The sequence below is a fragment of the Sphingomonas sp. NCPPB 2930 genome (genome assembly GCF_042867205.1).
Taxonomy (GTDB): Bacteria; Pseudomonadota; Alphaproteobacteria; order Sphingomonadales; family Sphingomonadaceae; genus Sphingomonas.
On the sequence record NZ_JBHZQU010000005.1, the window covers coordinates 60,747 to 79,054 of the forward strand.

Below are 18,308 nucleotides of genomic sequence, written 5' to 3' on the forward strand. Positions count from 1 at the left end.
CGGCACATGGCGGAGAGCGCGACGACGCTTATTGCAGGTTGCCAAGCGAGACCGCCTTTTCGACCTGCGTCACGGGCCGTTCGGTCGCCCGGCCCGAGAGCAGGAACAGCCCCCCGACAATGACGACGAGCAGGACGATAAGCGATACGACCATACGGGACATGAAACGCAAAACCTTATAATGGACCCGTGAAAGCCCGGTCGGTGTTGCCGGGCGCGCGCCCGCTGTATAGCGCAGAGTGCAATGTTGCAAAGCCACAACCCCGTTGATGCAAGCTGGACCGGTTCGCCGATCGTGCTCGTCGGCCTGATGGGCGTGGGCAAGTCGACCGTGGGCCGCCGTCTGGCGAATCGGTTGCGCGTGCCCTTCGTCGATGCCGACCACGCGATCGAACAAGCCGCCGGCATGAGCGTAACCGAAATCTTCGAACAATTCGGCGAACCCTATTTCCGCGACGGCGAGCGGCGCGTGATCGCGCGGCTGGTCGATGGCCGTCCCAAGGTGATCGCGACCGGCGGCGGCGCGTTCATCAATGACGAGACCCGCGCGCTGATCCTGGAACAGGCCACCGCCATCTGGCTGAACGCCAGCCCCGAGGTGCTCGCCGAGCGGGTACGGCGGCGCGACACCCGCCCGCTGCTGCGCGGCAAGGACCCGCTGAAGGTGCTGCGCGAGCTCTCGGCGGTCCGCAACCCGATCTATGCGCTCGCCCCCATCCACGTCTCCAGCAAGCGCGGCCCGCACGAGGCCACCGTCAACGCCATATTGAAAGCCATCGGACGATGAAGACCGTCACCGTGTCGCTGGGCGACCGCAGCTATCCCATCCATATCGAGGCCGGACTGCTGGCGCGCGCGGGCGAGATACTGGCGCCGCTGTCGCGCGGCCGCGCCATGGCGATCGTCACCGACGAGAATGTCCGCCCGCACCTGGCCATGCTCCAGGCGTCGCTGGCCGATGCGGGCGTCGCCAGCGAGGCGATCATCCTGCCGCCGGGCGAGAAGACCAAGAGCTGGGCGATGCTGGAGCGGGTCTGCGACCGACTGCTCGAACTGGGGGTGGAGCGGTCGGACCATGTCATCGCGCTGGGCGGCGGGGTGATCGGCGATCTGGTCGGTTTCGCCTGTTCGATCGTCAAGCGCGGCTGCCGCTTCGTCCAGATCCCGACGACGCTGCTGGCACAGGTCGACTCGTCGGTCGGCGGCAAGACCGCGATCAACACCTCGGCGGGCAAGAACCTGATCGGCGCGTTCCACCAGCCCGCGATGGTGCTGATCGACCCGGCCGTGCTCGACTCGCTGCCCGCGCGCCAGGTGCGCGCCGGTTATGCCGAGATCGTCAAATATGGCCTGATCGACGATTTCGCCTTTTTCGAATGGTGCGAAGCCAATGCTCCCGCGCTGCTGGCGGGCGATGCGGAAGCGCGGGTCCATGCCATCGCGCATTCGGTCGCGGCCAAGGCGCGGATCGTGGCGGCGGATGAGCATGAGACGAACGGCATCCGCGCGCTGCTCAATCTCGGCCACACTTTCGGCCATGCGCTGGAGGCGGAGGCCGGGTTCTCCGACCGACTGCTCCATGGCGAGGGCGTCGCAGCGGGTTGCGCGCTCGCCTTCCGCTATTCGGTGCGCAAGGGAATTTGCGAGGGGCAGGATGCCGAGCGGGTCGCCGCGCACCTGCGCGCGGTCGGCCTGCCCGACGGCCTCGCCGCCGCCGGGATCGATGCGCCGTCCGCGACGTTGGTCGAGCATATGAAGCACGACAAGAAGATGGCGGCGGGCACCCTGCCCTTCCTGCTGGCGCGCGGGATCGGCCGGACCTATCTCGACAAGACGGTCGATCTGACCGACGTGGCGGCGTTCCTGGACACGGAAGCGCGCTGATGCCCAATGGCGTCCGCAAGCAGGATCTGCCGAGCAAGACCTGCCCGGCCTGCGGACGCCCCTTCACCTGGCGCAAGAAATGGGCGCGGGACTGGGACCAGGTCGTCTATTGCTCGGATGCTTGCCGCAGGAAGCGGTGAGGTTTTCGCTTGGCCTTCGACTTCGCTCAGGCTGAACGGGTCGGGCCATTCTCACCTCCGTTCAGCCTGAGCGAAGACGAAGGCCACGTCCCACCCTATCCCCGCACAGCCTGCCCCGCCGCCAGCGCGCGCTCGCGCCCCTCGCGGTGGCCGATGATCTTGGCCGGATAGCCCTTGGGCCGCCGTCCCGCCTCTTCGGGATCATGGATCACCGCATCGGGCAGACCGCGCAATTCGGGCACCCATTGGCGGATATAATCCCCCGCGTCGAACTTCTCAGACTGGCTGAGCGGTGCCATGATCCGGCCGAACATATTGGCGTCGATCCCGGTCCCCGCCACCCATTGCCAGTTCACCGAATTGTTGCCGTAATCGGCATCGACCAGACAGTCCCAGAACCAGCGTTCGCCTTCGCGCCAGTCAATCAGCAGATGCTTGATGAGGAAGGAGGCGGCGATCATCCGCACCCTGTTGTGCATCCATCCGGTCGTCCAGAGCTGGCGCATCCCGGCATCGACGATGGGATAGCCGGTCCTGCCGGTCTGCCACGCCTTCAGGTCGGCCTCGGCCGCCTTGCCTGTGCGCCACGGCAGGCGATCGAACGCCTCGCGCCCATTGCGATCGGCATAATCGGGCAGCGCCATCACCACGCCATCGGTGAAGTCGCGCCACGCCAGTTCCTTGCGGAACGTCTCGGTATCGCCATGCCGGTCGAGCGAGTGCCACACCGCGCGCGGCGACACCTCACCGAAATGCAGATGCGGCGACAGGCGCGAACTTCCCTCCTCGGACGGCATGTTGCGCGCGGTGTCATAGGCGGACGCCTTGGCCCCGAAATCCGCCATCCGCTCGCGCGCGGCCGCCTCGCCCGGTTCCCAGTCCTGACCGAAGCCGGTCGACCAGTCGGGCCTGGTCGGCAGCAGCTTCCACTCGGCCAGCGCCTCGCCCTTGGGCCATGCCTCCGGCGCATCCAGCCGGTCGGGCGCGTCGAGCGGATGGGCGGGCGGCATATGACCCTGCAAGCCCTTCCAAAAGGCCGAATAGATGCGGAACGGCTTGCCCCCGCCCGTCGTCACGCATTCGGGGCGGGCCAGGTGATTGCCGTCATGCAGGGTCAGCACGTCGCTCAGCTCGTCCTCCGCCGCGCGCCACCAGGGTTCGTAATGGCGGATGGCGTGGACCTGCTCGGCGCCCGTCTCCTCGACCAGCGCGCGGATCGCCGCGACCGCCGACCCGCGCCGCAGGATCAGGCGACTGCCCAGCGCCTCCAGATCCTTGCCCAGCGAGGTGAGGCTGTGATGCAGCCACCAACGCTGCGCGCCGCCGATCCGCCAGTCGCCGGGCGTCTCATCGTCCAGGATATAGACCGGGATGACCGGCCCCGCCTGCGCCGCCTCCAGAAGCGCGGGCTGATCGTGAAGGCGGAGGTCCTGGCGAAACCAGACGATATGCGGGGATGTCATGCAGCCGTTACGTTTCGATCCCGTTCCGGTTCCCCGCGTTCCGGTCGTCGCGCCAATCTCTGGCCCAGCGTCATGAGCGCGGTGACGTGCCGCTTGGCGATGGCCATCACATCGTCGGCGTAGCCGCCGCCCACGGTGCTGGCGAGCGGCAGCGCGTGCGCCAGCGCCAGGTCCGCGATCAGGTTTTCGCGCGCGACCAGCCCCGCCTGGCTGAGCGACAAGCGTCCCAGCCGGTCGTCGACGAAGGGATCGACGCCCGCCTGGTACAAGATGATGTCGGGCCGATGCTCGGCGAGGAACGGGCGAAGCGTCGCCTCCAGCTCGGCCAGATAGCCGTCATCGTCCACACCGTCGGGCAATCCGACATCCAGCGTCGAGCGCGCCTTGCGCGCGGGGAAGTTCTTTTCGGCATGGATCGAATAGGTGACGATATCGGGCCGCCCGGCGGTCAGCGCCGCCGTGCCGTCGCCCTGATGCACGTCGCAGTCGATGATGGCCACGCGGTCGACCGTCCCCTCCTCGACCAGACGCACTGCCGCGATCGCCAGGTCGTTGAACACGCAATAGCCCGCGCCCGTCGTCGCCAGCGCATGATGGCTGCCCCCGGCGGTGTTGGCGGCAAAGCCGTGCTCCAACGCCAGCATCGCCGCCGTCCAGCTTCCTCCCGGCACCGCCTGCGCGCGAAAGGCGACTTGTTCGGTCACGGGAAAGCCGATCCGCCGCGTCTTGTCCGGCGGCACCCGCGCCTCCAGAACTTCGGCGACATAGTCGGGATCATGCACCGCCTCCAGCCAGCGGCGCGGCAGCGGCAGCGGCTCTGTCCAGGCGACATCATCCCCCTTCGCGCGCAGCAGGTCGCGGATCGCGCCATTCTTGCCCCAGCGATAGGTGGAGCGGGCCGGGGCCTCCGTCACATAGGACGGGTGATGGACGACATGGATCATGCGCCCTAGTTAGGAAGCCATGACCCGCGATAGGAGGGCCCCGGCCCCGTTGCCCGAACTGCGCGCCGATGTCGCCCGCTTCCTCGGCTATTACAACCGCCTGCCCGGCCCGCCGCAGCATGAACTGGGGCCCGAGCGTGCGCGACAGATGATGCGGGCGGCGCGCGACCTGACCGATCCGCCAGTCGGGCCGCTCGGCACCGATCGGTCCTTCACGATCGAGGGCCCGGCGGGCGCGATCCCGGCGCGGCGGTTCGATCCGCGCGAGGAGCGCGCGCCCGGCCCGGTCCTGCTGTTCTGCCATGGCGGCGGCTTCGTCATCGGCGACATTTATACCCACGCCTCGCTGGCGGCCGAGATGGCGCGACGGCTCGACCTGCCGGTGGTGTCGGTCGATTACCGCCTCGCCCCCGAACATCCCTGGCCCGCCGCGCCCGAGGATTGCGAGGCCGCCGCGCGCTGGCTGGCGGGACAGCCGGGTACGACCGGGTTGATCGTCGCCGGCGACAGCGCGGGCGGGACGCTCGCCACCGTCACCGCCATGGCGCTGCGCGACCGGCCCGCCGCCGTGCCGGTGATCGCGCAGGGCCTGCTCTATCCCGCGACCGACATGGGCCGCGCGCATCCCTCGCTGCGCGATTTCGCCGAGGGGCATTTCCTGACGCGCGCGATGCTGGACTGGTTCGTCGCCTGCTATGCCGCCGACCTGGGCGATGTCCGCGCCGCCCCGATGCGCGGCGACCTGACCGCCATGCCGCCCGCCGTCATCGTCACCGCCGAGTGCGATCCGATCCGCGATCAGGGCCGCGCCTATGCCGCCGCACTGGCGCGCGCTGGCGCGCCCGTCACCTTCCGAGAGGCGCGGGGCACGATCCACGGCTTTGCGACGCTCCGCAAGGCGATCCCCTCCGGCGTTGCCGACCTGACCGGATTTCTGCTTGCGTTGCGCGCACTGATCGCCGAGGCGATGGGGCATAGCGAAATGGGACAACAGCCATGACCGACCTTCCCTATCGCCCCTGCGCGGGCGTCATCCTGATGAACCGCGACGGCCGGGTCTTTGTCGGCCAGCGGATCGATTCGACGCTGGAGGCATGGCAGCTGCCGCAGGGCGGGATCGATCCGGGCGAGGATGCCGATGCGGCGGGGCTTCGCGAGTTGTTCGAGGAAACCGGCGTCACCGCCGACAAGGTCGAATTGATCGCCAGGGCCCCCCGCGAGCTGACCTATGACCTGCCCGAGGACATGATCGGCAAGGTGTGGAAGGGCAAATGGCGCGGCCAGCGGCAGATCTGGTTCCTCTATCGCTTTCTGGGCGAGGACAGCGACATCCGCATCGACACCGAGCATCCCGAATTCCGCGCCTGGCGCTGGGCCGAGCCGGAGACGCTGCCCGCGATGATCGTGCCGTTCAAGAAGGCGCTGTACGAGGAACTGCTGGTCGTCTTCGCGGCGCATTTCACCGCAGGGCACGGGGCCCGCGCCGTTTCCGCGGAACCGCCAAAGGCGTAAGGCACGAACCATGAAGACCCGGCTGTTGCTGATCCCCATGGCGCTCGGCCTGCTGGCCAATGCCGAGCCGAACGATCCCGACCCCGCGCTGATCCCGCCGCCGATCCGTGCCATGCTGGAGGCCGCGATCGCCAGCGGGAACGAGACCGAGATCACCACGGTCGTCAAATATGCCCGCAACGCCGTGCCCGAGGCCGCCGACGCGATCGACGCAATGGCCGATGTGTGGCGCGACGAAAAGACCGCCAGTCGCAGCCGGACGCTGCGCGAGGCGACCTTTTTCGACCTGTGGCATGGCCGCGTCGAACTGGGCGGCTTCGCCACGACGGGCAACAGCCAGAATCTGGGGCTGACCGGCGTGCTCGACCTGACGCGCGAGGGGCTGCAATGGCGGCACAAGCTGCACGTCCAGGGCGACTATCAAGAGAGCTTCAACGTCACCAGCCGCGAACATTATGTCGCGTCCTACGAACCCAATTACAAACTCAGCGCGAACAATTACGTCTATGGCGCGGCGCAATATGAAGGCGACCGCTTCCTCGGCTATTTCAACCGTTTCTCGGCTTCGGCGGGTGCGGGTTACAGCGCGATCCGGAAACCCCGCATGACGCTGGACGTCGAACTCGGCCCGGCGTTCCGGCACACCGAGTTCACCGATGGCCGGATCGAAAGCGCGCTGGCGGCGCGCGGCAATTTGAACTTCGTCTGGAAACTGACCCCGGCCATGTCGCTGACCCAGAGCGCCTCGGCCTATCTGCAGAAGTTCAACAGCACGATCGGCACCAATTCGGCGCTGAACGCCAAGGTGTTCGGGCCGCTCTCCGCGCAGATTTCGTATAATGTCCAGTATGAAAGCCAGCCGCCGGCGGGCCGCCAGACGACCGACACGATCACCCGCGCCTCGGTGGTGTACAGCTTCTGACGCGGCGGGGGGTTCACCTGCCCCCATGGCATGGCATAGTCTCGCGCGATGGAGAGACTGACACCCATCGAACGCGACGCCGTGGCATCCGCCGCCGCCTATCCGATGCTGCCGCTGGTCGAGCAATGGGCCGCGATCAACAGCGGCACGCGCAACCTGCCCGGACTGGCGATCATGGCCGAGCAACTGGCCGAGCGATTCGGCACCCTGCCCGGCACCCTGACCCTGGTCGATCCCGACCGGGTCGAGCGGGTCGGCGCGGACGGGCGGCTCGCCCCCCTCGACCATGGCCGCCACCTGCATCTCTCGGTCCGTCGCTACGCGCCGGTGCAGATGCTGTTCACCGGCCATATGGACACCGTCTATCCGGCCGACCACCCCTTTCAGGCGGTGACGCGGCTCGACGCCAACCGGATCGGCGGGCCCGGCGTCGCCGACATGAAGGGCGGGCTGGCGGTCCTGCTCGCCGCGCTCCAGGCGGTGGAGGCGAGCCCGCTGGCCGAACGGTTCGGCTATGACGTCCTCATCAACTCCGACGAGGAGACCGGCTCCGCATCGTCGGCGGCGCTGATCGCGCGGGTCGCGGCGGGCAAGGTCGCCGCGCTGACCTATGAACCCGCGCTGCCCGACGGGACGCTGGCGGGGGCGCGCGGCGGCACCGGCAATTTCACCATCGTCGTGCGCGGGCGCAGCGCCCATGCGGGCCGCAATCCGGAGGAAGGGCGCAACGCCATCGTCGCCGCCGCACGGATCACGCTGGAACTGGCGCGGCTGGGCTCGGACGACATCACCGTCAACCCGGCGCGGATCGACGGCGGCGGGCCGAACAATGTCGTGCCCGACCTCGCCATGCTGCACGTCAATTTCCGCCCCCGCGCGCTCGCCGCGATCGAGCGGACCGGCCCCGCGATGCAGGCCATTGCCGAGCGGATCGCCGCCGAACATGACGTGGGCGTGGCGGTGCATGGCAGCTTCAACCGTCCGCCCAAACCCATTGACGACGGTGCGGCCCGGTTGTTCGAGACGGTGCGCGCGGCGGGCGGCGATCTGGGCCTGACCATCGGCTGGCGCGACACGGGCGGGGTGTGCGACGGCAACAACATCGCCGCGGCCGGGGTTCCGGTGGTCGACACCATGGGCGTGCGCGGCGGCGCGATCCACTCGGCGGAGGAATATATGCTGATCGACAGCCTGGCCGAACGCGCGGGCTTGTCGGCGCTGACCATCCTGCGCATCATCGGTGCCGCATGAGCAGCTTCTGCATCCGCCCCGCGGTCGATAGCGACCTTCGCCATTTGTATGAAATGGCCAAGCTGACCGGCGGCGGCTTCACCAACCTGCCCCCCGACCGCCGCGCGCTGACCGCGAAGCTCGCGCGCAGCCATGAGGCCTTTGCCGGTGAGGGCGACGGCAAGGTCAAGGACGAGCTGTTCGTCCTGATGCTGGAGGACCGCGCGACCGGCGAGGTGCGCGGCACCTGCCAGATCTTCACCCATGTCGGGCAGAAACATCCCTTCTACAGCTATCGCATCGGCACGCTGACCCAGCATAGCCGCGAGCTGGAGCGCACCTTCCGCGCCGAAATGCTGTCGCTGACCACCGACCTGGAGGGCGCGAGCGAGGTCGGCGGGCTGTTCCTGCATCCCGGCGAACGCGCGGGCGGGCTGGGCCTGCTGCTCGCGCGCAGTCGCTACCTGTTCATGCGCGCCAACCGGGCGCGCTTCGCCGACCGGGTGCTGGCCGAGCTGCGCGGGGTGATCGACGAGGCGGGCGGATCGCCCTTCTGGGACGGGCTGGCAGGCCGCTTCTTCGGGATGAATTTCCAGGAAGCCGACCAGTTCAATGCGATCCACGGCCATCAGTTCATCGCCGACCTGATGCCCAAGCATCCCATCTATACCGCGATGCTGACCGACACCGCACGCGCCGCGATCGGCCTGCCGCACCCCTCGGGTCGCGCGGCGATGCGGATGCTGGAGAATGAGGGCTTCGCCTTCGAGCATTATATCGACATCTTCGACGGTGGCCCGACCATGACCGCGCGGACCGACCAGGTGCGCACCATCCGCGACGCGCGCGAGAGCCGGGTGGTCGCGATCGACGCGCATCCGGGGCGCGAGGCGCTGGTGGCGGCGGGACGGCTGACCGATTTCCGCTGCGCGCTGGCGGAGGTGCGCGACGGGGACGGCGGGGTCATCCTGTCGGAACAGGCCGCCAACACGCTCGACCTGGCGGTCGGCGACACCGTCCTGCATATCGATCGGTGAGCGTCATGCTGAGAGAGATCAACTTCGACGGCATCATCGGGCCGAGCCACAATTATGCGGGGCTCAGCCATGGCAACCTCGCCGCGACCCGCAATGCGGGCAGGACTTCGCACCCCCGCGCCGCCGCGCTTCAGGGGATCGCCAAGATGCGCGCGAATCTCGACCTGGGACTGGTGCAGGGCATCCTCCTGCCGCATCCCCGGCCCGATCATGGCTGGCTCGGGCGGCTGGCCACCGACTATGACGCCGCCTCACCCGTCCTGAAGGCGCAAAGCCTGTCCGCCTCGGCGATGTGGGCGGCCAATGCGGCGACCGTCTCGCCCGCGCCCGACACGCGCGACGGACGATGCCATCTGACCGTCGCCAATCTGCTGACCATGCCGCATCGCAGCCACGAATGGCCCGCGACGCTGGCGCAGCTCAAGCTGATCTTCGCCGATCCGGCCTTCGTCGTCCATCCGCCGGTCCCCGCCCCGTTCGGCGACGAGGGCGCGGCCAACCACATGCGGCTGTGCAGCGGCCACGATCATCCCGGGGTCGAGATCTTCGTCTATGGCGAGAGCGGCGGCCCCTTCCCGGCGCGCCAGCACCGTCAGGCGTGCGAGGCCGTGGCGCGTGCACATCGCCTGTCGCCCGACCGGGTGCTGTTCGCGCGCCAGTCGGATGCCGCCATCGCGGCGGGCGCTTTCCATAACGATGTCGTCGCGGTCGCCAATGAACGCGTGCTGTTCGCGCATGAACAGGCATTTGCCGACCGGGAGAGCCTCCACGCCGACCTGCGCACCCTGATGCCCGATGTCGAGATCGTCGAGGTGCCCGCCGCGCGGGTCAGCCTGGAGGATGCCATCACCTCCTATCTGTTCAACGCGCAGCTCGTCACGCCGCCGGACGGCCAGCCCACGCTGATCCTGCCGCAGGAGGCGCGCGACAACGCCGCCGTCTGGTCCTGGCTTCAGGAGCATGTCGCGGGCAATGGCCCGATCCGGCGGCTGGAGGTGGTGAACGTCCGCGAATCGATGGCCAATGGCGGCGGTCCCGCCTGTCTGCGGCTGCGCGTCGTCGCCGACCCCGCGACCATCGACCCGCGCTTCCTGGTCGATCATGCCGCGCTCGACCGGATCGCCGCCGTCGTCGAGGCGCATTGGCCCGAGGCGATCGATCCGACCGGGATCGCCGATCCCCGCCTGGTCGCACAGGTCGAGGACGCCCGGCGCGCGCTGCTGGAATCGCTCGACTGTCTCATATTGGCCGCCGGTTGAGGCTTGGCGCGGGGCCTGAGCGGTGGTGTAAAGCGCTGCATGTGGTCCCGCTTGGTCGCCCTGTTTACCATCAAGACGAAGTTCGAGGCGTTTCTCGTCATCTATGGGCTCGGCCTGGGCGCGGTCGAGCGCGGGATGCATTATCTGACCGCTTATCCGGGACTTCCCGGCAAGATCCTGTTCGCCGCCTGCCCCATAGCGGTGTTCATGGCGGGCGCGCGAATTCTGGACTCGCTGGAGCGGGACTATCGCGATTGACAGGATAAGTTGGTCGCGCGGTTCGCTGGCGACATTATCTGACAATCCGATGACTGGCCTAACCCACCTTCAGCGCCTCGAAGCCGAGAGCATCCACATCCTGCGCGAAGTCGTTGCCGAGACCGAAAGGCCGGTGATGCTCTATTCGGTCGGCAAGGATTCGGCCGTGATGCTCCATCTGGCCAAGAAGGCATTCTTCCCGGCGCGCCCGCCCTTCCCGCTGCTCCATGTCGACACGACCTGGAAGTTCCAGGCGATGTACGAACTGCGCAACCGTGCCGCCGAGGCGGCGGGGATGGAGCTGATCGTCCACCGCAACCCCGAGGCCGAGGCGCTGGGGATCAATCCCTTCGACCACGGCAGCCGCCACACCGACATGTGGAAGACCGAGGGGTTGAAGCAGGCGCTGACCGCGGGCGGATACGACGCGGCGTTCGGCGGCGCGCGGCGCGACGAGGAAAAGAGCCGCGCCAAGGAGCGCGTCTTCTCCTTCCGCTCGGCCGCGCATGGCTGGGACCCCAAGGCGCAGCGGCCCGAGCTGTGGAACCTCTATAACAGCCGCATTCACAAGGGGGAGAGCATCCGCGTCTTCCCGCTGTCCAACTGGACCGAACTCGATATCTGGCAATATATCCTGCAGGAAGGCATCGAGATCGTGCCGCTCTATTTCGCCGCCCCCCGCCCGACGGTGGAGCGCGACGGGATGCTGTTGATGGTCGATGACGACCGTTTCCGCCTGCGGCCCGGCGAGGTGCCGGTCGAACGCTCGATCCGCTTCCGCACGCTGGGCTGCTATCCGCTGACCGGCGCGGTCGAGAGCGAGGCGGCGACGCTGTCCGAGGTCATTCAGGAAATGCTGCTGACCACCACCTCGGAGCGGCAGGGGCGCGCGATCGACCATGATCAGGCCGCCAGCATGGAGAAGAAGAAGCGCGAGGGGTATTTCTGAGATGACCGCCTATCAACCCGATGCGCTGATCGCCGCAGACATCGACGCCTATCTCGCGACGCACGCCGCCAAGTCGATGCTGCGCTTCATCACCTGCGGCTCGGTCGATGACGGCAAGTCGACGCTGATCGGTCGGCTGCTCTATGATTCGAAGACCATCTTCGAGGATCAGCTGAGCCAGTTGGAGGCGGACAGCCGCCGGGTCGGCACGCAAGGGGCGAATATCGACTTCGCGCTGCTGGTCGACGGCCTCGCCGCCGAGCGCGAGCAGGGCATCACCATCGACGTCGCCTATCGCTTCTTCGCGACGGAGAAGCGCAAGTTCATCGTCGCCGACACGCCCGGCCACGAGCAATATACCCGCAACATGGTGACTGGCGCGTCCACCGCCGACCTGGCGGTGATCCTGATCGACGCGCGCAAGGGCGTGCTGACCCAGACGCGGCGGCACAGCTATCTGGCGCATCTTGTCGGCATCAAGGAGGTCGTGCTGGCGGTCAACAAGATGGACCTGGTCGGCAACGACCAGTCGGTCTTCGACGCCATCGTCGCCGACTATGCCGCCTTCGCGCGCGGCATCGGGATCGAGCGTTTCACCGCCATCCCGCTGTCGGGACTGACCGGCGCGAACGTCACCACGCTTTCGCCCGACATGCCCTGGTATGAGGGGCCGCCGCTGCTGCCGCATCTGGAGACGGTGGCGATCGACGGCGACCGCGCGGTCGCGGCGTCGTTCCGGATGCCGGTACAATGGGTCAACCGGCCCGACCTGGACTTTCGCGGCTTTGCCGGGCTGATCGCCAGCGGCCGGGTGTCGGTCGGCGACCGGGTGCGGATCGCGCCATCGGGCCGGACGACCAGCATCGCGCGGATCGTCACTTATGACGGCGACCGGGACCAGGCGATCGCGGGCGAGGCGGTGACCTTGGTGCTGGCCGAGGAAGTCGACTGCTCGCGCGGCGACGTGATCGCGGCGGCCGAGGACCCGCCCGAAGTCGCCGACCAGTTCGTCGCCACCATCGTCTGGATGGCCGATGCGCCGCTGGTGCCGGGGCGCAGCTATTCGCTCAAGCTCGGCACGCAGCTGGTCGGTGCGACCGTCCAGCCGCCGCGTCATGTGGTGGACGTCAACAGCCAGGAGGAACGCCCCGCCGATACGCTGGCGCTCAACGATATCGGCCTGGCGGAAGTCTATGCCGACCGCCCGATCGTGTTCGAGCCCTATGAGAAGGGCAGCGCGCTAGGCGGTTTCATCCTGATCGACCGCGCGACCAATGCGACGGTCGCGGCGGGGATGATCGACCATGCGCTGCGCCGCGCGCAGAACGTCCACTGGCAGTCGACCGTCATCACCCGCGAGGCGCATGCCCGGCAAAAGGGACAGTCGCCGCGCGTGCTGTGGTTCACCGGCCTGTCGGGATCGGGCAAGTCGACCATCGCCAATCTGGTCGAGCAGAAGCTGCACGCCATGGGCCGCCACAGCTTCCTGCTGGACGGCGACAATATCCGCCACGGGCTGAACCGCGACCTGGACTTCTCCGAAGCCGGGCGGGTCGAGAATATCCGCCGCGTGGGCGAGGTCGCCAGGCTGATGGCCGATGCGGGCCTGATCGTGCTGACCGCCTTCATCTCGCCCTTCAAGGCCGAGCGCGACATGGTCCGCGCGCTGCTGCCCGAAGGGGAGTTTGTCGAGATCTTCGTCGACACGCCGCTGGCCGTTGCCGAGGAGCGCGACGTGAAGGGCCTGTATGCCAAGGCGCGCGCGGGCGAGATCGCCGAGTTCACCGGCATCTCCAGCCCCTATGAAGCGCCCGAACGGCCGGAGATCCGCGTCGACACGACGAAGGAGACGGCGGAACAGGCCGCCTCGCGGATCGTGGAGCATGTGCTGGGCGTCTGGAGCTACGACCTGTGACCGATGCCGAACTCGCACGGGCCATCGCCGTCGAGGCGGGGGCACTGCTTCGCGACCTGCAATCGAGCGGGCTGGAAGGCGCGGCGCTGGGTGCCAGGGGGGATCGTGACGCCAACACGCTGATCCTCGACCGGCTGCGCGCCGCACGGCCCGACGATTTCATCCTGTCCGAAGAGTCGCTCGACGACCGCGCCCGGTGCGCGGCCAGCCGGGTGTGGATCGTCGACCCGCTCGACGGCACGCGCGAATATGCCGAGGGGTCGGACGAATGGGCGGTGCATATCGGCCTCGCCATCGACGGTCGCCCGGCGCTCGGCGCGGTGGCCGTCCCGGCACGGGGGCAGGTGTTCGCGACCGACGACCTTCCCCCGGTCCATCCCCCCTGCCCGGCGGGCCTGCGCGTCGTCGTCAGCCGCAGCCGCGCGCCCGACATCGCACGTTGCGTCGGCGACCTTCTGGGTGCGACGCTGATCCCGATGGGGTCGGCAGGGGCCAAGGCGATGGCGGTGGTCGAGGGGCGCGCGGACATCTATCTGCATGACGGCGGCCAATATGAATGGGACAATTGCGCCCCCGCCGCCGTTGCCCTGGCCGCCGGGCTTCATGCCTCGCGCATCGATGGCAGTCCGCTCGTCTATAATTGCGCGAATCCCCTGCTGCCCGATCTGTTGATCTGTCGGCGGGAGGTCGCCGCGCAGGTGCTGGACGCGATCGCGCGCGGATAGCGCGCGACCGGGCCCACCCATCCCGTCCCGGCAGGCGACCACGACTGTTACAGGTAACCTTGTAACGTCACATCGGCTGGTCCATGGGGAATATATGCCGCCTGCCCCCCTTGCCCCTTCCGCTACGCGGTCCACCCGATGACGTTCATTCCCCTGGCCTTCGGTCTTGCAGCGATGGTTGCGACGCTGGCGGGCGGATTGCTGGCGCTGCGTCTCCGGCACCGGATCGGGCTGGTCCTGGGTGTGACCGCCGGGATCGTGCTGGGCGTCGCGCTGTTCGACCTGATTCCCGAGGCGCTGGGGCTCGCCGAGGGGCGGTGGCCGGTGCGCGGGCTGATGCTGTTCTCCGCCGCCGGGCTGGGGGGCTATATGCTGCTCGACCGGCTATTGGCGGGCATCCCGCGCGCCGCCGAATCCTGGCGCGGGCATCTGGGCCCCGCCATGCTCTGCCTGCACAGCCTGATGGACGGGTTGGGCATCGGGCTGGCGTTTCAGATCGATACGGCGGCGGGATGGATGATCGCGCTGGCCGTGCTGACCCATGACGTGGCGGACGGCGTGAACACGGTCAGCCTGAGCCTCGCCGCCCGCTCCGAAGCGGCGGCGCGGCGCTGGTTGCTGGTCAACGGGCTGGCGCCGATGCTGGGCGTGGTGCTGGGGCTGGCCATCGCGATCCCAAGCGGGATGCTCGCGCCGCTGATGGCGCTGTTCGCCGGGGCCTTCCTCTATATCGGCGCGTGCGAGCTGGTGCCACGCAGCCGGGCGCTCGATCCCCGGCTCTGGACCAGCATGGCGACGCTGGCGGGCATGGCCCTGATGCTGGGCGTCACGCATTTCGCCCATTGAGGCGGGACCGCCGCCGGATCGCGAGGAGCCGACGGCGATACCCCAAATGTCAGGCGGGCTGAACCGCTTCCGCCGCCGCGTTCGCGCCGCCTTCGGCCAGGCCGGTCAGCTTCTCGTCGGTCGCCTTTTCCTCGGCCAGCGTCTCATCCAGTATCGCCGCGCAGTCGCTGCGCCCCAGCTGCCGCGCCCAGGCGACCAGCGTGCCGTAACGGGCGATCTCATAATGCTCGACCGCCTGCGCCGCCGCGATCAGGGCCGCGTCCAGCACCTGCTTGTCGGCGACCTCGCCCGCGACCTCATTGGCCTCCTTGATGATGCCGTCGATCGCCGGGCAGGTGACCGCCTTGGCGGTCGTCCCGTGCATCTCGAACACCTGTTCCAGCCGCCGGATCTGCCCCTCGGTCTCGCGCAGATGCTGCTCGAAGCCCGCTTTCAGCTGCGGGTCGGTCGCCTTCTCGATCATCTTGGGCAGCGCCTTGGTGATCTGGTGCTCGGCATAATAGATATCCTGCAACTGGTGGACGAACAGATCGTCCAGCGTCGCGATGTCCTTGCTGAATAGGCCCATGGTCCGTCTCCTTCTTGATGGTCAGCGGTCGGCCGAGCCGGGCTCGGCGATCTTGCGATGGGCTTCGGCCAGCACCGATTGCGGAACGACGCCTGCTGCGGCGACCTGCGCCTTGTTCAGCAGCCCGGCGGTGATGTGCCCCCGGCCCGCCTTCATCGCGTCCCAGCCTGCGCGCGCGACCTGGGCGGGGTCGTCCTTGTCCATGGCCCCGACGCGGGTGTCGAGCATGTCGGCGCGCGCGAAGAATTCGGTATCGGTCGGCCCGGGCATCAGCGTGGTCAGCGTGACGCCCTTCTGCTCCTTGAGCTCGTTGCGCAGCGCCTCGGTGAAATTGTCGATGAACGCCTTGGTCGCATTGTAGATCGCGTTGAACGGGCCGGGGATGAAGCCGACGATCGACCCGGTGACCAGCACCTTGCCCTCGCCATGCCGGACCATGCCGGTCAGCACCCGTTGGAGCAGATGGACGGTGCCGGTGACGTTGGTGTCGATCGAGCGCCGCCAGTCCTCCACCGGCTGGTCGAGGAACGCGCCGCCCTTGCTGTTGCCCGCATTGGCGCACAGCACGTCGATCCGCCGCCCGTCCGCCGCCGCCAGCAGTGTGTCGACGCCCTCCAGCGTGGACAGGTCGGCCTCGACCGCCTGTACCTTGGTGCCGAGCGCGGCCAGATCGGCGGCGGCGGTGTGGATCGCCGGTTCGTCCGCGACGATCAGCAGGTCATAGCCGTCCCGCGCCGCGCACGCCGCCAGATGATAGCCGATGCCCGAAGAGGCCCCGGTCACGATTGCGAATGTCTCTGCCATGTCGGACCTCCTTATTGACCGGGCTTCAGCACGATCTTGGTCACTTCGTTCTGCTTGTCGTGGAACATGCGATAGCCCTCGGGCGCCTGTTCCAGCGGCAGCCGGTGCGAGATCAGGTAGGTCGTATCGATCTTCCCCTCCATGATCGCGTCGAGCAGGCCGGGCAGGTAATGCTGGACATGCGTCTGCCCGGTCTTGAGCGTCAGCCCCTTCTGCATCACGGCCCCCAGTGGGAATTTGTCGACAAAGCCGCCATAGACGGCGGGCATCGACACCCGGCCGCCCTTGCGCACCGCCAGGATCGCCTGGCGGATGGCATGGATGCGATCGGTGCCCAGGAAGGTCGATGCCTTGATCTGGTCGATGGCATTGTCGACGAACAGGCCGTGCGCCTCGAGCCCGACCGAGTCGATCACCGCATCGGGGCCGATCCCGCCGGTCATCACCATCAGCGCGTCATAGGTCGCGCTTTCCTCGAAATTGATCGTCTCGGCGCCGAACTGGCGGGCGAGCTCCAGCCGGTGCGGGAAATGGTCGATCGCGATGACCCGCTCCGCGCCCATCAGGAACGCCGACTGGACCGCGAAGAGACCGACCGGGCCGCAGCCTCAGACCGCCACCGTGTCGCCCGGCTCGATCTGGGCGTTCTCGGCCGCCATCCAGCCGGTGGGCAGGATGTCGGAGAGGAACAGCACCTTCTCGTCGTCCACCCCGTCGGGGATGACGATGGGGCCGGTATCGCTGAACGGCACGCGGACATATTCCGCCTGTCCGCCCGCATAGCCGCCGGTCATGTGGCTGTATCCGAACAGCCCGGCCATCGGATGGCCATAGATTTCGCGGGCAATGTCCTGATTGTCGGCGGGCAGCCCGTTCTCGCACCCCGAATATTGATGCTTGCCGCAATGATAGCAGGCGCCGCAGGCGATGGTGAACGGGACCACCACCTTCTGCCCCTTTTTCAGCGTCGAGGCGGAGCCGGTCTCGACCACCTCGCCCATGAACTCATGGCCCAATATGTCGCCCGACTTCATGGTCGGGATATAGCCGTCATAGAGGTGCAGGTCCGATCCGCAGATGGCGGTCGCCGTCACCCTGATGATCGCGTCGCGCGGGTTGACGATGCCGGGATCGTCGACATTGTCGATGCGGACGTCATGCTTGCCGTGCCAGGTCAGCGCCTTCATGCACCCTGCTCCTCGAACTGCTTGGGGTTCATCGCGTTGGTCGCGACCTCGCCGGTTTCCATCAGCTGCTTGAAGCGGGCGAGGTCGCGGCGGAGCTGGATATTGGGTTCGCGCTGGAACAGCTTGGCGACCAGCTTGCCGATGACCCCGGCGGGCGGGTCATAGAGGATCGTCGCGGTCACGACGGTGCCGCGCGCGCCCGCGTCGCGGAAGGTGATGCGCCCCGAATTGGCGACATCGGCCCCCTCGGCGGAGGCCCAGGCGATCAGCCGCCCCTCCTCTTCCTCGGTCACGATCGCATCCCATTCGACGGTCGTCCCGCCGGGCGCCTTGACCACCCAGTGCGAGCGCGTGGCATTGATCCTGTCGATCCGTTCGACATTCTCCATCACGCTCGCCAGATTGGGAAAGTCGCGCCACCAGGCGAACAGCTCGCCCGCCGGGCGGTTGATCGTGGTCGCGCACGCAGTCAGGCTGTCGCCGCGATCCGCGATCGCTTCATGGGTCGCGATCCGGACCGCGGCGTCCGTGTCCTTCGCCGTCGAAAGCGGCGCGTCGTCATAGGGTCTGTCGGCGCTATCCGGCATAAGCCTCTCCTCGTTCCGAGCCCGGACAGCGTCGGGTGAGGCGGCTTGTTCCGTGATTTACATCGGTTTTACAGCATC

20 protein-coding genes and 1 pseudogene are annotated in these 18,308 nt (G+C 68.0%); 14 read left to right on the plus strand and 7 right to left on the minus strand.

Going from position 1 to position 18,308, the window contains the following annotated elements; genetic code table 11:
• Positions 1–28: 28 nt before the first annotated feature.
• Positions 29–163, minus strand: coding sequence for a hypothetical protein (locus ACFX59_RS07985; protein ID WP_307099327.1), 135 nt, complete (start codon positions 161–163; stop codon positions 29–31).
• Between the two features lie 81 nt (positions 164–244).
• Between ACFX59_RS07985 and ACFX59_RS07990 the strand changes: the two genes are divergently transcribed.
• From ACFX59_RS07990 to ACFX59_RS08000, 3 genes are read left to right on the plus strand one after another with little or no spacing between them, the layout of a single operon-like run.
• Positions 245–787, plus strand: coding sequence for a shikimate kinase (locus ACFX59_RS07990; RefSeq protein ID WP_307099329.1), 543 nt, complete (start codon positions 245–247; stop codon positions 785–787).
• Positions 784–1,884, plus strand: coding sequence for a 3-dehydroquinate synthase (gene aroB / locus ACFX59_RS07995; RefSeq protein ID WP_387431296.1), 1,101 nt, complete (start codon positions 784–786; stop codon positions 1,882–1,884). The genes ACFX59_RS07990 and aroB overlap by 4 nt, the downstream gene beginning before the upstream one ends.
• Positions 1,884–2,024, plus strand: coding sequence for a DUF2256 domain-containing protein (locus tag ACFX59_RS08000; protein WP_183950758.1), 141 nt, complete (start codon positions 1,884–1,886; stop codon positions 2,022–2,024). The genes aroB and ACFX59_RS08000 overlap by 1 nt, the downstream gene beginning before the upstream one ends.
• 95 nt (positions 2,025–2,119) lie before the next feature.
• Here ACFX59_RS08000 and ACFX59_RS08005 read toward each other — a convergent pair whose 3' ends face one another.
• Positions 2,120–3,487, minus strand: coding sequence for a cryptochrome/photolyase family protein (locus ACFX59_RS08005; protein WP_387431299.1), 1,368 nt, complete (start codon positions 3,485–3,487; stop codon positions 2,120–2,122).
• Positions 3,484–4,431: a histone deacetylase gene (locus ACFX59_RS08010; RefSeq protein ID WP_387431301.1), complete on the minus strand. Its 948-nt coding sequence runs from the start codon at positions 4,429–4,431 to the stop codon at positions 3,484–3,486. The genes ACFX59_RS08005 and ACFX59_RS08010 overlap by 4 nt, the downstream gene beginning before the upstream one ends.
• Before the next feature lie 19 nt (positions 4,432–4,450).
• On the opposite strand from ACFX59_RS08010, the gene ACFX59_RS08015 reads away from it, so the two are divergent.
• The 11 genes from ACFX59_RS08015 to ACFX59_RS08065 all read left to right on the plus strand — a co-directional run bounded on the left by ACFX59_RS08015 (position 4,451) and on the right by ACFX59_RS08065 (position 15,084).
• The gene (locus tag ACFX59_RS08015; protein ID WP_387431303.1) at positions 4,451–5,431 is read left to right on the plus strand and encodes an alpha/beta hydrolase; all 981 of its coding nucleotides are present in this window, start codon (positions 4,451–4,453) and stop codon (positions 5,429–5,431) included.
• Positions 5,428–5,943 (plus strand): RNA pyrophosphohydrolase, encoded by a 516-nt coding sequence (locus ACFX59_RS08020; protein WP_307099342.1) that lies wholly within the window; start codon positions 5,428–5,430, stop codon positions 5,941–5,943. Before ACFX59_RS08015 ends, ACFX59_RS08020 begins: the two co-directional genes overlap by 4 nt.
• A gap of 10 nt (positions 5,944–5,953) precedes the next feature.
• The gene (locus tag ACFX59_RS08025; protein WP_307099344.1) at positions 5,954–6,865 is read left to right on the plus strand and encodes a YdiY family protein; all 912 of its coding nucleotides are present in this window, start codon (positions 5,954–5,956) and stop codon (positions 6,863–6,865) included.
• Between the two features lie 48 nt (positions 6,866–6,913).
• Complete coding sequence (locus ACFX59_RS08030) at positions 6,914–8,116, plus strand: hydrolase (protein WP_387431306.1); 1,203 nt, start codon at positions 6,914–6,916, stop codon at positions 8,114–8,116.
• Positions 8,113–9,132: an arginine N-succinyltransferase gene (locus ACFX59_RS08035; RefSeq protein WP_387431309.1), complete on the plus strand. Its 1,020-nt coding sequence runs from the start codon at positions 8,113–8,115 to the stop codon at positions 9,130–9,132. Before ACFX59_RS08030 ends, ACFX59_RS08035 begins: the two co-directional genes overlap by 4 nt.
• A gap of 5 nt (positions 9,133–9,137) precedes the next feature.
• On the plus strand, positions 9,138–10,391 hold the full coding sequence (locus tag ACFX59_RS08040) for an N-succinylarginine dihydrolase (RefSeq protein ID WP_387431311.1): 1,254 nt from the start codon (positions 9,138–9,140) through the stop codon (positions 10,389–10,391).
• A 39-nt stretch (positions 10,392–10,430) separates the two neighbouring features.
• Positions 10,431–10,649, plus strand: coding sequence for a hypothetical protein (locus ACFX59_RS08045; protein WP_307099352.1), 219 nt, complete (start codon positions 10,431–10,433; stop codon positions 10,647–10,649).
• A gap of 49 nt (positions 10,650–10,698) precedes the next feature.
• Complete coding sequence (gene cysD / locus ACFX59_RS08050; protein ID WP_309702160.1) at positions 10,699–11,598, plus strand: sulfate adenylyltransferase subunit CysD; 900 nt, start codon at positions 10,699–10,701, stop codon at positions 11,596–11,598.
• Position 11,599: 1 nt separating this feature from the next.
• Positions 11,600–13,513 (plus strand): sulfate adenylyltransferase subunit CysN, encoded by a 1,914-nt coding sequence (cysN, locus tag ACFX59_RS08055; protein ID WP_387431313.1) that lies wholly within the window; start codon positions 11,600–11,602, stop codon positions 13,511–13,513.
• Positions 13,510–14,238 carry a 3'(2'),5'-bisphosphate nucleotidase CysQ gene (locus ACFX59_RS08060; protein WP_387431316.1) on the plus strand — a complete coding sequence of 243 codons (729 nt, stop codon included), beginning with the start codon at positions 13,510–13,512 and terminating at the stop codon, positions 14,236–14,238. Before cysN ends, ACFX59_RS08060 begins: the two co-directional genes overlap by 4 nt.
• A 138-nt stretch (positions 14,239–14,376) precedes the next feature.
• The gene (locus ACFX59_RS08065) at positions 14,377–15,084 is read left to right on the plus strand and encodes a ZIP family metal transporter (protein ID WP_387431319.1); all 708 of its coding nucleotides are present in this window, start codon (positions 14,377–14,379) and stop codon (positions 15,082–15,084) included.
• Positions 15,085–15,133: 49 nt separating this feature from the next.
• Here ACFX59_RS08065 and ACFX59_RS08070 read toward each other — a convergent pair whose 3' ends face one another.
• The 4 genes and pseudogenes from ACFX59_RS08070 to ACFX59_RS08085 all read right to left on the minus strand — a co-directional run bounded on the left by ACFX59_RS08070 (position 15,134) and on the right by ACFX59_RS08085 (position 18,230).
• On the minus strand, positions 15,134–15,652 hold the full coding sequence (locus tag ACFX59_RS08070) for a ferritin-like domain-containing protein (RefSeq protein ID WP_309696014.1): 519 nt from the start codon (positions 15,650–15,652) through the stop codon (positions 15,134–15,136).
• 21 nt (positions 15,653–15,673) lie between these two features.
• Positions 15,674–16,456, minus strand: a complete 783-nt coding sequence (locus ACFX59_RS08075) for an SDR family NAD(P)-dependent oxidoreductase (protein WP_387431323.1) — start codon at positions 16,454–16,456, stop codon at positions 15,674–15,676.
• Between the two features lie 11 nt (positions 16,457–16,467).
• Positions 16,468–17,643 (minus strand): annotated as a pseudogene (locus ACFX59_RS08080) (zinc-dependent alcohol dehydrogenase).
• Positions 17,640–18,230 (minus strand): SRPBCC family protein, encoded by a 591-nt coding sequence (locus ACFX59_RS08085; protein WP_387431326.1) that lies wholly within the window; start codon positions 18,228–18,230, stop codon positions 17,640–17,642. Before ACFX59_RS08085 ends, ACFX59_RS08080 begins: the two are co-directional and overlap by 4 nt.
• Positions 18,231–18,308: the final 78 nt, after the last annotated feature.